We start from the raw sequence: 15,145 nt of genomic DNA, 5'->3' as shown, positions 1-15,145 counted from the left end.
ACATACAATATCGCCACTTTCAATTGATTTTATTATAATTGAAAAGTGGCGATAATTATTACTTTTGAGAAATAAAATTGAATATATGAAACGAATACAATCTGCATTTTTAAGTACTTCAATAAGTCTGATTTTAGTATTATTTGCTTCCTGTGGTGCGACCAAAAAAGTAACCGAAAATAACAGCGCTTACTTATTTGTTTACTTTACCGGAAATGCAAAAACAGAAGAAGCCATTCGTTTTGGACTAAGCAAAGACGGTTATAATTATTATGCTTTAAATGATAACAAACCCGTTATTGCTTCTGAAACCATAAGTACTACAGGCGGTGTTCGTGATCCTCATATTTTAAGAGCTGCTGATGGCAAAACGTTTTACATGACGGTGACCGATTTGCAAACTGCTAATGGCTGGGATAATCAGGCTATGGTGCTTTTAAAATCGACTGATTTAGTGAATTGGACTTCTTCAAAAGTTGATATTTCAAAAGTATTTGATGGTTTTAAAGATGTAACCCGTGTTTGGGCGCCGCAAACTATTTATGACGCTAAAGCTAAAAAGTACATGGTCTATTTTTCGATGTTACAGCCTGGAGGAAAAGACATTGTTTATTATTCGTATGCGAATGCAGATTTTACGGCTTTAGAAACAGTTCCAAAACAACTGTTTTTTAGTCCAACAAACGGATCTTGTATTGATGCTGATATTATAGAAAAGGACGGAAAATTTCATTTGTTTTTAAAAACTGAAGATACAGCCGATAAAGGAATCAAACTAGCCATTTCGGATAAGCTGACTTCAGGATATGTTTTGAAAGACGAATATGTAGATCAAACCAATGAATCAGTGGAAGGTTCAGGCGTTTTTAAATTAAACAATTCCGATACTTATATTTTGATGTACGATATGTATAGAAAAGGAAAGTACCAATTTACGTCTTCGACGGATTTAGAAAATTTCAAAGTCATTGATGAAAGTGTTTCAATGAATTTCCATCCAAGACACGGTACAGTTTTACCAATTACAAAATCGGAAGCACAAAGGTTAATCGATAAATTTGGTTGGTTTCCTAACAGTGAAATTCTGGGAGTACAATCGGCGGTAATTAAACAAAACAATGTTATTGTTGATGTTCAAAACAAGAAGATGTTTCTTCCTGTGAAAAACGGAACTGATTTGAAAAATTTTGATCCCGAATTCAAACTAAGCCAAGGAGCAAGAGTGAGTCCAGCAGGAGCGCAGGATTTTTCGAAACAAGCGGTAAAGTATGATTTTGAAATGACTGATTTAGGCAAAATGACCTTTGATGTCGAAGTGGCGGTTAGAAATAATCCTTCATTGACGGGTTATTATGCCGATCCTGAAATTTTGTATTCAAATAAAGACAATCGCTTTCATTTGTATCCTACCAGCGATGGTTTTCATGAATGGAGTGGTGATTACTTCAAGAGTTTTTCGTCAACGAACTTAGTGGATTGGGTGGATGATGGTGTGTTGTTAGATTTGAAAAAAGATGTTTCCTGGACAGATGTAAAAGCCTGGGCGCCTGCAGCAGCCGAGAAAAAAATAAACGGAAAATACCAATATTTCTTTTATTATACTGGTGATACAAAAATTGGCGTAGCCGTGAGCGATAATCCGCAAGGACCGTTTACCGATATTGGAAAACCATTAGTAGGAACAAAACCTAACGGAATTACAAGAGGTCAGGTTATTGATCCGGATGTATTTACTGATCCTGTTTCGGGAAAAAGTTATTTGTACTGGGGTAACGGATTTATGGTAGGAGCCGAATTGAATGATGATATGATTTCGTTAAAGGAAAAAACATTAACTGTTTTAAAACCTGACGGAACTTTTAGAGAAGGAACAGAGGTTTTCTACAGAAAAGGAAAATACTATTTTATGTGGTCGCAAGACGATACTCGTAGCGAAAATTACAGAGTTCGTTATGCTACTTCAACTTCTCCATTAGGAAATTTTACTATTCCTAAAGACAATTTGGTATTGGCTAAAGATCCTTCACAAGGTATTTATGGAACAGGACATAATTGTGTGATTCAAATTCCTGGTACCGATGAATGGTATATTATTTACCATCGATTTACGCTTCCAAAAGGAATTGCAATGGGACGTTCTGCCGGATATAACAGAGAAGTATGTATTGACCGACTTTATTTTGACGAAGAAGGAAATATTATTCCTGTAAAACCTACACTAGAAGGAATTCAGCCTGTTAAGAAATAAATTAAAATATTTTTTACCATTAAGGAATTAAGAAACATTAAGTCTAAATTCTCTTAATGCCTTAATGGTAAAATTAAAAATTAAAGGAATGTTAGTGTTATGAGGAATTATGTTGGTTTAATTTTTAAGTATTCATTGATGTTTTTGTTATTTTCAATATCGGCTAATGCCCAAAATGAATCAGCAAAAATTTCGATAAAAAACAACCTTGATTTCACACGAAAGGAAGTTGTATCTGTTTCGGGAAAACAACTTTCGAATTTGCTGAAAGGGAAAAAAGAAAAGGAACTTCGAATTAAAAAAGCAGGAACATCTGAGTTTGTGGTTTTACAATGGATCGATTACAATCAGGACGGAATTGCTGACGAATTGTTGTTTCAGGCTGAGGTTTTGGCAAAATCCAAAGCTAATTTTGAGGTATTTTTTGATGCGAATATTCCATTGGTAGAAAGTAAAATTACAACCTATTCCCGTTTTGTTCCTGAGCGAACTGATGATTATGCCTGGGAAAATGATAAAGTGGCTTTTAGAACCTATGGTCCTGATGCTCAAAAAAGAGTCGAAGAAAAAAGACCGGAAGGAACATTAACCAGCGGAATTGATCTTTGGTTAAAAAGAACCGATAAACCCATTATCAATAAATGGTATGCCGAGAATGCTAAAAAATCAGGCTATTATCATATTGATCACGGCGAAGGTTATGATCCGTATCAGGTGGGGCCAAGTCGTGGAACCGGAGGAACCGGAATTTGGGAAGATGATAAACTATTGGTTTCTAAAAATTTCGTCAATTATAAAACCATTGCTGTTGGACCATTACGTACTGTTTTCGAATTGGTGTACGCACCTTGGAGTCCGTATGAAGTGAAGGAAACTAAAAGGATTTCGCTGGATTTAGGTTCGAATTTTTCTAAGTTTGAAATTTCGATTGATTCCCAAAAACCGATTCCAAATTACGCCACAGGAATTTCTCTGCATGACAATAAAGGTGAAGTGAAAATCAATAAAAAAGAAGGCTGGTTTCGTCATGCCGAGAAGATTGACGGCGTTTTATTAGGCGAAGGAATTGTACTGAATCCAAAGTTAGTTAATGATGCTTTTTCGAATGTTTCAAAAGAAAAAGATCGTAGTGATTTGTTGGTTGTAACCCAGCCAAAAGAAAATAAACTAACTTATTATGCTGGTTTTGCCTGGCAAAAAAGCGGTCAGATTTCGAACGAATCAGATTGGGATGCTTTATTACAAAAAAAGGCTAAAATGTTAGCTAATCCCCTTCGGGTGACTATAAAAGGAAATAAATAAATCTTTTTTTGTAGTTTCGCTAAAACTTAGAAAAAAACTAGAATGGACATAATTGCAGGACTAAAAGATAAGGTAGTCGTAATAACCGGAGGTGCTGGAGTATTAGGTGCTGGATTCACAAACGCATTAGCAAAACAAGGAGCTAAAGTAGCAATATTAGGAAGAGACTTAGTAAAAGCACAAAAATTAGCTGAAGAAATTAATAATGCAGGCGCAAAAGCTTTAGGAGTTTCAGCCGATGTTTGTGATGAAGCGAGTTTAAGAAAAGCACATGCGGCAATTAATGAGCAATTAGGTTTAGTTGATATTTTAATCAATGGTGCTGGAGGAAATCACCCAAAAGGAACTACTGCCGATGTTTTTTTCGATAGAAATAATACATCAGGATTGCAAACATTTTTTGGTTTAGATACTGAAGGTTTACGTTTTGTATTCGACCTTAATTTTATTGGTACCTTGTTACCAACTAAGGTTTTTGCTGCCGATATGATAGGGAGAGAAGGTTGCAGTATTTTGAATATCTCTTCGGTAAGTGCTTTTCATCCTTTGACAAAAGTGGTTGCTTACAGCGCTGCCAAAGCCGCTATTAGTAATTTAACCGAATGGCTTTCGGTGTATTTTGCTAAAGAAGGAATTCGTGTTAATGCACTTTCACCAGGCTTTTTCTTAACGGAACAAAACAGAACTTTATTGACTAACGAAGACGGAAGTTTGACAGAAAGAGGAAATAAAATTCTTTCTCAAACTCCAATGGGACGTTTTGGTCAGCCAAATGATTTAGATAGTACCTTACTTTGGCTTTGTAATCCTGACTCTCGTTTTGTAACAGGAATTGTTGTTGCTGTAGATGGAGGATTTTTAGCTTATTCAGGAGTTTAATACACATACACATAATCAAAATACAATGGGAATAGAACAAACATGGAGATGGTACGGACCAAAAGATACGGTGCCGCTTTCTCATATTAAAATGGCAGGAGCTACAGGAATTGTAACAGCTTTACACCATATTCCAAACGGAACGGTTTGGACAGTTGAAGAAATTCAAAAAAGAAAAAAAGAAATTGAAGATGCCGGATTAACCTGGTCAGTTGTTGAAAGTATCCCAGTTCACGAAAATATCAAAATCCGTAAAGGAGATTATAAAAAGTACATTGAAAACTATTGTCAAAGTATCCTGAATCTTGGAGCTTGTGGTATCGATACGGTTTGTTATAATTTCATGCCGGTTTTAGACTGGACAAGAACTGATTTGTCTTTTGAAGTAGAAGATGGTTCTAAAGCCTTGCGTTTTGATCGTATGGAATTTGCAGCTTTCGAATTGTTTTTGCTAAAAAGAAAAGGAGCTGAAAACGATTATACAGCCGAAGAAGTGGCTAAGGCGACTAAGGTTTTCGAAGCCATGAACGAAGACCAAAAAACATTATTGGTTAAAAATATTATTGCTGGATTACCGGGAGCTGAAGAAGGTTACACGGTAGAGCAACTGCAGGTAGCTTTAGATGATTATGCTGAAATAGGCGATGCTGAGTTGAGAAATAATCTATACGAATTCTTAAAAGAAATTATTCCTGCGGCTGAAAAAGCAGGAATTGTAATGGCAATTCATCCTGATGATCCGCCTTATGCTATTTTAGGTTTGCCAAGGGTAGTAAGTACTGAGGCTGATGCCAAACAACTAATCGAAGTTGTAGATAGCAAAAGCAACGGATTGTGTTTTTGTACTGGTTCTTACGGTGTAAGAGAAGACAATGATTTAGTTGGAATGGTACAACGTTTAGGACACCGTATTAACTTTATTCACTTAAGAGCTACAAAACGTGATGCCGAAGGTAATTTCTACGAAGCAGATCATTTAGATGGCGATGTGGATATGTACGGAGTAATGAAAGCAATCGTAGAAGAGCAACAAAAACGTATTGCTAATGGACGTCCTGATTACAGATTACCAATGCGTCCGGATCACGGTCACCAAATGCTGGATGATTTAGATAAGAAAATGAATCCGGGTTATTCTGCTATCGGTCGGTTAAGAGGTCTTGCTGAGTTAAGAGGTCTTGAAAGAGGAATTAGAGGAAACCAAAAATAATAGTAAAAAGGAGCAATTTTTTTGCTCCTTTTTTGTTTAAATAGTGTAACAGTTCTATCCTAAAACAGTTAATTTTACCATTACTAAATTTAGACTCAATGAATCTACTTCTCGCCCCATTTAAAGGAAAAATATTTTTTAGTATTTTGCTGTTGTTGTCTTTTTTCAGTGCTTTTGCACAGGAAGAAATAACTAAGCCGGAATTACAGGAAATAAAAGTCGATTCTTTATATAGAGAAGATCAGTTCTATTTTGCTTTTACTTATAATACTTTGCAGCAAAAACCAGTTGGTTTGTCGCAACAAAAATTTTCCATAGGAATTTCGGGAGGAATTCTTCGGGATATGCCAATTAACAAAGCCAGAACAAAAGCTTTTGCAACCGGTTTAGGCGTGAGCTATAACAATTACAATCAAAATATAGGCATTAGCGGAACAGCTCAAAATGCTGCTTATGAAATTATTCCAAATTCTGATTTTGATAAAAATAAATTTACCCAGCTATTAATTGATCTTCCTATCGAATTCAGATGGCGAACATCAACCTATCAAAGTTATAAGTTCTGGAGAATTTATGGAGGAATGAAATTCAGCTATTTAGCTTACAGCAAATCAGTGTTAAATAATGAAGACGGAAAAACCGTTATTACAAACAATCCTGATTTTAATAAATTCCTTTACGGATTGTATTTATCAGCAGGTTATAATACGCTAAATGTGTATGCTTATTATGGTTTGAATCCAATTTTTAAATCGGCTCAAATTGATGGAGAAAAGATAAAAATGAACTCTGTAAATGTGGGAGTCATTTTTTATATTTTATAACCATAAAAAAAGAAAAATAATCTGTGGAATACTTCCTAAAAGTACTCCCATAATCAATTCTCGAGGCGTGTGTGCTTTCATAACTAATCGTGATGAAGCCACCACACCATTCATTAAAACTAAAAGAATAATCAGGAATGTATTATTGATATGATGATGCAGACTCAATCCAAAAACAAAAAAAGTCAAAGCACTTAATCCCATCATGTGCAGACTTGCTTTTTTATTGATAAATAAAAGTAACAGCGCAATAAGTGTACTGAATAAAGCACCTAACAGGAAAAAATGAAGTTCAGGATAACGTTCAATAGTGATGCTTTTTCGAACCAAAAGAATCAATAAAAAACACTGAATAATCAAAGGGAATTTCCTTTCGGAGAGTTCAGGAACCATGATAGAACTAATTTTTCCGGTAAGTCTAAGCAGGAAGAAAAATAATATCGGAAGAAGGAAAGTAATAACCGTTACCTGAAGTAAAACCAGGTATTTTTCTTTATTCAAAGTATACGAATGATTCGAAAAAAGATAGAAAAGCGTGGCATATATCGGGATAAAAACCGGATGAAATAAATAAGAGAAAAAAGGAAATATTTTTTTTGGCATTGTAAAATAGCTTTAACTCACAAATATAACGAATCTTATAAAAAGAGATTGTCTCATGCGGATTAGATTTGTTCTGAGTCCCTTTTTTTAACGCATTCTGTGTGGGTTCAATTTAAAAAGAAGTCTTATTTTTGATAAAGTATAGTTTGTTTTAACTTCTTTCAATTCGATGAGTATAATAATAAAAAATAGCATTCCAATCCTCAATGCAAAATGGCAGGGAATTCATCCCGAAGCAACAATAGATAACATATCAATCGATAGCCGTTCTTTGCAAAATAGCGAACAAACCTTGTTTTTTGCCTTGGTTGGACCCAATAATGATGCGCACCATTATATCAAAGATTTAATTGCTATTGGAGTTCAAAATTTTGTCGTAACTCATGTTCCTGACGAATGTGTAGATCAGGCTAATTTTTTAATTGTCGAAAATACGCTGGTTGCTTTGCAGCAATTTGCAGCATATTATCGCAGTCTTTTCCATTTTCCGGTTATTGGTTTAACGGGAAGCAACGGAAAAACCATTGTCAAAGAATGGCTTAATTTCTTGTTGAGTCCTGATTATAATGTGATCCGAAGTCCTAAAAGCTATAATTCGCAAGTTGGCGTTCCGCTTTCGGTAATTGCGATTAATGAGAAACACAATCTAGGGATTTTTGAAGCAGGAATTTCTACCATTGCCGAAATGGATAAGCTCGAAAAAATCATCAAACCAAATATTGGTGTTTTAACGAATATTGGTTCTTCTCATGACGAAGGTTTTGCTGATTTAGAAGAAAAAATCCAGCAAAAAATGCTGTTGTTTCAGGACGCTGAGGTTTTGATTTACCAAAAAAATCTTCAGATAGAAAATTATATTTCGGCTAAAACAAAAGCTTTTTCATGGAGTTTTAAAGATGAAAATGCCGATGTTTTTGTATTCAAAAAAGAAACCGAAAACAACGAAACAACTTTATCTTATTTATATAAATCCAATTCGTACCAATTAAAAATTCCTTTTGTAGATAAGGCTTCTATCGAAAATGCCATTTCCAGTTTAATGGTTTTATTGCATTTTGAATATGAAAGCAGTGTTATTCAATCCCGAATGGAAATGCTTTTTCCTGTCGAAATGCGACTAGAAGTTAAAAACGGAATCAATAATTGTACGATTATCGATGATAGTTATAGTTCTGATTTTCAGTCATTAAAAATTGCTTTGGATGTGTTGGAAAGTCAGAATCAATTTGAAAAGAAAACGGTAATTCTATCGGATATTTTTCAAAGTGGTTTTCCTAACGAACAATTGTATGCTAAGGTAGCGCAGTTGATTGTTTCGAACAAAATTAACCGCGTTATCGGAATTGGAGAAACCATTTCAGAATTTAAAGAGCAATTTTCGAATTGTATTACTTTTAAGAATACAGCCGAATTTATTGCTAATTTTGAAAAGTTGGATTTCTCTAATGAAAGCATTCTGATCAAAGGAGCGCGTTCGTTTCAGTTTGAGGAAATTGTGACTTTACTCGAAGAGAAAACGCATGAAACCGTTCTGGAAATTAACCTGAATGCGATAAGTTACAACTTGAATTTCTTTAAATCGAAATTGAAATCGAAGGTCAAAATCATGGTAATGGTAAAGGCATTTAGTTATGGAAACGGCGGACTCGAAATAGCTAAATTGCTAGAACATCATAAAGTAGATTATCTGGGTGTGGCTTTTGCCGATGAAGGAATTTCATTAAAAAATGGCGGAATCAAATTGCCTATTATGGTGTTGAATCCCGAAAGCACCAGTTTTTCGGCTATTATTCAATACGGTTTAGAACCCGAAATTTATAGTTTAAAAGGATTGTATGCTTTCCTGAAAATTGCAAAACAAAAGAACCTGCAACATTTTCCTATTCATATAAAACTTGATACTGGAATGCATCGTCTGGGTTTTGAAGAAAATACTGTTGACGAATTGATTGCAACTCTCAAAGGAAATTCGACGGTTAAAATTCAAAGTATTTTATCGCACATGGCCACAAGTGATGATCCTAAATATTATGATTTTGCGCATTCGCAAATCCGTTTGTTCGAAAAATTGTCTTCAAAAATTATTTCTGAGTTAAATGTTAATCCTATTCGACATATCTTAAATACTTCGGGAATTAGTAATTTTCCGGATACACAATTTGATATGGTGCGTTTGGGAATTGGGTTGTATGGAGTTTCGAATGACGCCTATGAACAGAAATATTTGGAAAATGTAGGAACATTAAAATCTATTATTTCGCAAATTAGAACTATTCCCGCAGGAGACAGTGTAGGTTACGGACGACGATTTATGGCTGATAAACCTACCAAAGTAGCAACGATTCCTATTGGATATGCTGACGGAATTTCGAGACTTTGGGGTAATGGCGTGGGATATGTCAACATCAAATCGCAAAAAGCAACAATCTTAGGCAGTGTTTGTATGGATATGTTGATGGTCGATGTCACCGAAATTGATTGTGCCGAAGGTGATGATGTAATTATTTTTGGCGAAAATCCTAATGTATCTTTTATAGCCGAAAAATTGCACACTATTCCGTATGAAATATTAACTAGTATTTCTCAGAGGGTTAAGAGAGTATTTTATAGATAGACCAATTTTTTTCGGTTTAAAGCCGTTTTTTGTCTAAAAAAAATGTTAATTTAGAAATTCAAAACACAAAGTTTAATTTTAAAAGTATCAAAATATGGGATTTTTCGCTGATTTTAAAGCCTCTCTAATGAAAGGTGATGTATTAAGTTTAGCAACTGCGGTAGTTATTGGCGGTGCATTTGGAAAAATTGTTGGTTCGGCAGTAGATGATGTTATTATGCCAATTGTAGGTATTTTGACTGGCGGAATCGATTTTACACAAAAATTCATTACTCTGGACGGAAACAGCTATGCTGATTTAGCTGCTGCAAAAGCTGCCGAAGCTCCGGTAATTACTTATGGTAACTTAGTACAGGCAATCATCAATTTTGTAATCATTTCGTTTTTCATCTTTGTAGTATTAAGAGCTGCTGAGAAAGCAAAAAGAAAAGAGGTTGTTGTTGCTCCTGCAGCTCCAGCCGGACCTACTCAGGAAGAATTGCTAATTCAGATTAGAGATTTATTGAAAGAAAAGAAATAAATACCGCTACACTATATGTTCAACTAAACCATGCGCCGATGTGCATGGTTTTTCTTTTATGTTATATTTATAACTTTTTGTTACTTTTTGTGAACGCGCTTGTTTTCGTTTGAATATTAATTACTTTTGCAATTCTAAATTAGAATTTAATAAAAAAATATATACTATGAAAATAGCAGTTGTAGGTGCAACCGGAATGGTTGGTGAAGTAATGTTACAAGTATTAGCAGAAAGAAATTTTGTTACTGCTAAGGACGAATTAATTCTTGTAGCTTCTGAAAGATCAGTAGGAAAACAAATGGAATTTCAAGGAAAAACATATTCTATCGTAGGATTAGCTACAGCAGTAGAAATGAAACCTGAAATTGCTTTATTTTCTGCAGGTGGAGATACTTCATTAGAATGGGCACCAAAATTTGCTGCAGTAGGAACTACAGTAGTAGATAACTCTTCTGCATGGAGAATGGATCCGTCTAAAAAATTAATTGTACCGGAAATCAATGCTGATCAATTGACTAAAGAAGATAAAATTATTGCTAACCCAAACTGTTCTACAATCCAGATGGTTTTGGCTTTAGCGCCTTTACATAAAAAATACAACGTAAAAAGAGTTATCGTTTCTACTTACCAATCCATCACAGGAACTGGTGTAAAAGCGGTAAAACAATTAGAAAACGAATACGCCGGAGTTGACGGAGATATGGCTTACAAATACCAAATTCACCGTAATGCAATTCCTCAATGTGATGTTTTTGAAGACAATGGATACACTAAAGAAGAGATGAAATTAGTTCGTGAAACTAAAAAAATCTTAAGTGATAATTCTATTGCTGTTACAGCAACTGCTGTTCGTGTGCCTATCGTGGGTGGACACTCTGAGGCAATCAATGTTGAATTCTCTCATGATTTTGATATCAGCGAAGTAAGAAGTATTCTTGAAAGTACTGAAGGAGTAATTGTTCAGGATAACTTAAAAGAATTCGAATACCCAATGCCACTTTTTGCTCAAGGTAAAAACGAAGTATTCGTTGGTCGTTTAAGAAGAGACGAATCACAACCAAATACTTTAAACATGTGGGTTGTTGCAGATAACTTAAGAAAAGGTGCTGCTACAAACACTATTCAAATTGCTGAATATTTAGTAGCTAACAATTTAGTATAATACTCAGTTATATATAAAGACAGAAAAGCTTCTCAATTGAGAAGCTTTTTTTTATGTTTAAAATTTTAAAAAAATTATTTGTAGGTTTATTGCCGTTGAAGTTTTCTTATGCTACAAGGAGTTTGGGATCAAACTATACTAAACTTTTGGATTTTCAATAAAGTGTTTAATTATAAATCCAATTATAAAACTAATTATAGCTATGTACCATCTAAACCGAATATCCCAATTACCAAGTCTTAAGTTGTCTCTAGTTAAGCTACGAATTTGATCTTCTTTATCTCTTATTGATTTTTGGTATTCAGCAGCTTCTTTTTGTAGTTTAAGAATTTCTAATTCTAAATTTTCTTTTATGAGATTTTTGTTTTCAAGATCTAGTCTAGATTTTTCATTATCACTTACATATTTTAACCAACCACCTAAATCAATTATTTCATATGCTCTTATTAATAATTGTATTCTACCAAAATTATCTGTGTGTATTAATGACTCTGAATTCATTTTTTTAAATAAGGCTAGAGACTTTTCGTCACTTAGCATTTCATTATCAGTATTTTTTAGTTCTAATGCACGAATATCTAAACCATCATTCAATAAGTTTAAATTAAAATCAATAAGTTCATTAAAATTCATTTTTTCTGTGTTATTAGTTCTTTAAACAGAGGTATAACTCGTTTATTGCTGCTATAAAATTAAATAAATACGCCTGTTTTGGGTAGATATAAACTATAATTGAATCCAAATATATCAATAATTATTTACAAATTATTTAAAAGACATTAAAGTAATATTTAAGAATTCTAGGAAGTTAGGATTTCTAAATCCCTCTGTTTACCTTTGCAACCAATGAAAAGGCAACAGCTCTTATTTAGTTTTACTTTGGCAACGGCGGTATTGTTCTCGATACTGTTTCAGTCTTTTCATGGTTATGCTCATTTAGAAGACCAAATTTCTCAGCATGTATGCCAGCATGAGCATTCACACAATAAAGCCGAAATCACGCACCAGCACAAAACTATTGAGCATTGTGCTATTTGTCATTTTGAATTTGGGAACTGTTTGTATCCAAAATTCATAAGTTATCACTTCTTTTCTGAGTTTAAATCCATCTCTTTTTTTAGTAAAGAGCAGAAAGCTATTATTTCTTTCTCGGGTAGTTTGTATGCCCATCGAGGACCTCCGGTAGGTATGGTTTAATATCATTTAAGTTACCGGATATAACCATAAACTTGTCATCCGACGAAGGAGGAATCTCTGCAATGTGAGTGACCGACGAAGGTTTCTCCTTCGTCGGAATGACAAACAGTACTCTTAAAAGGTATAATATTACTTTAGTTCACTAACAGCTTTGTTAAGTGAGTTTTTTAATTTATAACTTCTCATTGTCAACTATGAGAAATAAATAATACAATCATCTTCAATGAAAAAATATATTATTGCCCTATTTCTGGGGTTTTCGGCTATGCTGCAGGCGCAAAATACGCTTTCAGGTAAGCTTACTGATACTCAGAACCAACCAATTCCAGGTGTTTCGGTTTATTTGCCTGAACTACACAAAGGGACTACTACTGATACTCAGGGAAAGTACAGTTTTAAAAATTTGCCTAACGGGAATTTTAGAATTGCTTTTACTTATGTTGGCTTTAAAACGGTCAATCAGTTGGTTGAAAAATTAACTAAGGAAACAGTCTTAAATATCCAAATGGAAGAGGCTGTTATGGAAATTGATGAGGTAATTGTATCTACCCCGTTTAACAAAATGCAGTCGCAAAATGTCATGAAAGTAGAACATGAAAGCATCAAAAACTTGCAGCAAAAAGGAACTTCGACTTTGATAGAAGGACTGGCAACTATTCCCGGAGTTTCACAAATTTCGACCGGAACTTCTATTGGAAAACCGGTAATTCGTGGTTTGAGCGGTAATCGTGTTTTAGTGTATTCACAGGGTGTTCGTTTAGAAAATCAGCAGTTTGGTGGTGAGCATGGTTTGGGTTTAAATGATGCCGGAGTAGAAAGTGTCGAGGTGATTAAAGGACCGGCTTCGTTATTGTATGGTTCGGATGCGATGGGTGGCGTTTTGTATTTTAATCCTGAAAAATTTGCCGATGCCAATACGTTTAAGGCTAATTTTAATCAAAAATATTTCAGCAATACTTTAGGAAGTAATGCTTCGGTGGGAGTAAAAACTTCGACAGAGAATTGGAAATTTTTAGCCAGAGGAAGTTACAACACGCATTCCGATTATAAAATTGGTAATGGTGAACGAGTGACAAATACCCGTTATAACGAAGCGGATTTCAAGACGGGAATTGGCTATAACAATACCAAATTCTCAACGGTATTCAGATACAATTATAATAAATTAGATTTAGCGATTCCTGAAGAAGGCATAGCTGAGCAAACTTATAGTAAGAATCCCGAATTTCCGCGTCAGGGCGTTTTCAATCATTTGTTAAGTTTGAATAATGTGGTTTATTTTGGGACTTCAAAACTAGATGTTGATTTGGGTTATATTTCGAATAATCGAAAAGAATTTGAAGACAGCAACGAAGCTTCTCTCAACATGATGTTGAATACTTTGAATTATAATGCAAAGTATCATTTGCCAAAATTTGGAAAAGTAGAAACTATTGTGGGAATTCAGGGAATGCACCAAACCAATAAAAATTCGGGAGAAGAATATTTGATTCCAGATGCTACTACGAATGATTTTGGTGTTTTTGGAACAGCAAATTATGAGTGGAATTCGAATGTGATTCAGGCAGGATTGCGTTTTGATAATCGTAATTTAAAATCTTTAGCTCATGAAGCCGAAGAACATCATCACGAAGAAGAACATGATGATCATGACCACGATCACGAACATCACGGTGGTGATTTTGAAGCTTTAAACAGATCGTTCAATAGTGTAAATGCTTCTTTGGGATATAAAACGAATATTGCTAAAGCTGTAGTTTTAAGAGCTAATGTGGCTTCGGGATTTAGAGCACCTAATTTGGCCGAATTAACTTCCAATGGCGTACATCACGGAACCAATCGTTTTGAGAAAGGAAATGCTAATTTGAAAAACGAGCAAAACCTGCAAACCGATTTGAATTTAGAATATCAAAATTCTCATTTTGAGTTTTTTATCAACGGATTTTACAATCACATCAATAATTATATTTATGCTGAGCCAACAACCGAAGTTATTGATGATAATGTTGTTTTTAATTATGTTCAGGATAATGCAAAGTTGTATGGAGGCGAAGTAGGTTTGCATATTCATCCGCATCCGTTGGATTGGTTACATTTCGAAACCAGTTTTGAAACTGTTACAGGAAAAAAGGATAATGGCGAATATTTGCCTTTAATTCCGGCAAATAGTTGGAATAATACCATTAGAACCGAATTTAATATTAAAAAATGGCTTACTGAAGGTTTTGCGACTTTTAATGTGAGTTCTACGTTCAATCAAAATAATGTGAGTGGTTATGAAACCAGTTCTAAAGATTATACTTTGATAAACATAGGATTAGGAGGAACGGTTAATCTGGGAAGATTGGCATTCGATGTAAATATAAATGCTAATAACCTTTTGGATAAGCAATACATTGCCCATTTATCCCGATTAAAAACGGATGGAATTCCTAATATTGGCAGAAATATTGTTTTAGGATTGAATTTTAATTTGTAAGAATTGTTTTTAACCACAAAGTTCACTAAGGATTTCGCAAGGTTCGCAAAGCTTTGTGTTCTTCGCGTCTGCTTTGTGAACTTTGTGGTTAAAAAAAGTCAATTTGA

12 protein-coding genes are annotated in these 15,145 nt (G+C 34.3%); 10 read left to right on the top strand and 2 right to left on the bottom strand.

The window, feature by feature from the left end; translation table 11 throughout:
• Positions 1-85: 85 nt before the first annotated feature.
• The 5 genes from FEM21_RS08190 to FEM21_RS08170 all read left to right on the top strand — a co-directional run bounded on the left by FEM21_RS08190 (position 86) and on the right by FEM21_RS08170 (position 6,463).
• Positions 86-2,248, top strand: a complete 2,163-nt coding sequence (locus FEM21_RS08190; RefSeq protein WP_035659443.1) for a family 43 glycosylhydrolase — start codon at positions 86-88, stop codon at positions 2,246-2,248.
• A gap of 138 nt (positions 2,249-2,386) precedes the next feature.
• A complete protein-coding gene (locus tag FEM21_RS08185) occupies positions 2,387-3,550 on the top strand; it encodes a DUF4861 domain-containing protein (protein WP_236353578.1) in 1,164 nt (387 codons plus the stop codon).
• 42 nt (positions 3,551-3,592) lie between these two features.
• Entirely contained in the window at positions 3,593-4,429 is an 837-nt protein-coding gene (locus FEM21_RS08180; RefSeq protein ID WP_035659440.1) for an SDR family oxidoreductase, read from the top strand.
• Between the two features lie 31 nt (positions 4,430-4,460).
• Positions 4,461-5,639 carry a mannonate dehydratase gene (gene uxuA / locus FEM21_RS08175; protein ID WP_201448285.1) on the top strand — a complete coding sequence of 393 codons (1,179 nt, stop codon included), beginning with the start codon at positions 4,461-4,463 and terminating at the stop codon, positions 5,637-5,639.
• Positions 5,640-5,737: 98 nt separating this feature from the next.
• Complete coding sequence (locus FEM21_RS08170; RefSeq protein WP_035659438.1) at positions 5,738-6,463, top strand: porin family protein; 726 nt, start codon at positions 5,738-5,740, stop codon at positions 6,461-6,463.
• On the opposite strand, the gene FEM21_RS08165 is transcribed toward FEM21_RS08170, so the two are convergent.
• Positions 6,458-7,066: a hypothetical protein gene (locus FEM21_RS08165; protein ID WP_081824669.1), complete on the bottom strand. Its 609-nt coding sequence runs from the start codon at positions 7,064-7,066 to the stop codon at positions 6,458-6,460. The two genes, FEM21_RS08170 and FEM21_RS08165, sit on opposite strands and share 6 nt — an antisense overlap.
• A 169-nt stretch (positions 7,067-7,235) precedes the next feature.
• On the opposite strand from FEM21_RS08165, the gene FEM21_RS08160 reads away from it, so the two are divergent.
• From FEM21_RS08160 to FEM21_RS08150, 3 genes are all read left to right on the top strand, one after another.
• Positions 7,236-9,680: a bifunctional UDP-N-acetylmuramoyl-tripeptide:D-alanyl-D-alanine ligase/alanine racemase gene (locus tag FEM21_RS08160; protein ID WP_035659437.1), complete on the top strand. Its 2,445-nt coding sequence runs from the start codon at positions 7,236-7,238 to the stop codon at positions 9,678-9,680.
• Positions 9,681-9,774: 94 nt separating this feature from the next.
• Positions 9,775-10,200, top strand: a complete 426-nt coding sequence (mscL, locus tag FEM21_RS08155) for a large conductance mechanosensitive channel protein MscL (protein WP_035659436.1) — start codon at positions 9,775-9,777, stop codon at positions 10,198-10,200.
• Positions 10,201-10,366: 166 nt separating this feature from the next.
• Positions 10,367-11,362 carry an aspartate-semialdehyde dehydrogenase gene (locus FEM21_RS08150; protein ID WP_035659737.1) on the top strand — a complete coding sequence of 332 codons (996 nt, stop codon included), beginning with the start codon at positions 10,367-10,369 and terminating at the stop codon, positions 11,360-11,362.
• Positions 11,363-11,500: 138 nt separating this feature from the next.
• Here FEM21_RS08150 and FEM21_RS08145 read toward each other — a convergent pair whose 3' ends face one another.
• Positions 11,501-11,995 carry a hypothetical protein gene (locus FEM21_RS08145; protein ID WP_035659434.1) on the bottom strand — a complete coding sequence of 165 codons (495 nt, stop codon included), beginning with the start codon at positions 11,993-11,995 and terminating at the stop codon, positions 11,501-11,503.
• Between the two features lie 213 nt (positions 11,996-12,208).
• On the opposite strand from FEM21_RS08145, the gene FEM21_RS08140 reads away from it, so the two are divergent.
• Together FEM21_RS08140 and FEM21_RS08135 are read left to right on the top strand one after the other, a co-directional pair.
• The gene (locus FEM21_RS08140) at positions 12,209-12,559 is read left to right on the top strand and encodes a hypothetical protein (RefSeq protein ID WP_035659432.1); all 351 of its coding nucleotides are present in this window, start codon (positions 12,209-12,211) and stop codon (positions 12,557-12,559) included.
• Between the two features lie 223 nt (positions 12,560-12,782).
• Positions 12,783-15,038, top strand: coding sequence for a TonB-dependent receptor (locus FEM21_RS08135; protein WP_035659431.1), 2,256 nt, complete (start codon positions 12,783-12,785; stop codon positions 15,036-15,038).
• The last annotated feature ends 107 nt before the right edge of the window (positions 15,039-15,145 follow it).

This window comes from Flavobacterium seoulense (assembly GCF_000695795.1).
Taxonomy (GTDB): Bacteria; Bacteroidota; Bacteroidia; order Flavobacteriales; family Flavobacteriaceae; genus Flavobacterium; species Flavobacterium seoulense.
The sequence above is the reverse complement of the archived record's forward strand: the minus strand, read 5'-3'. Positions and strand labels throughout refer to the sequence as shown.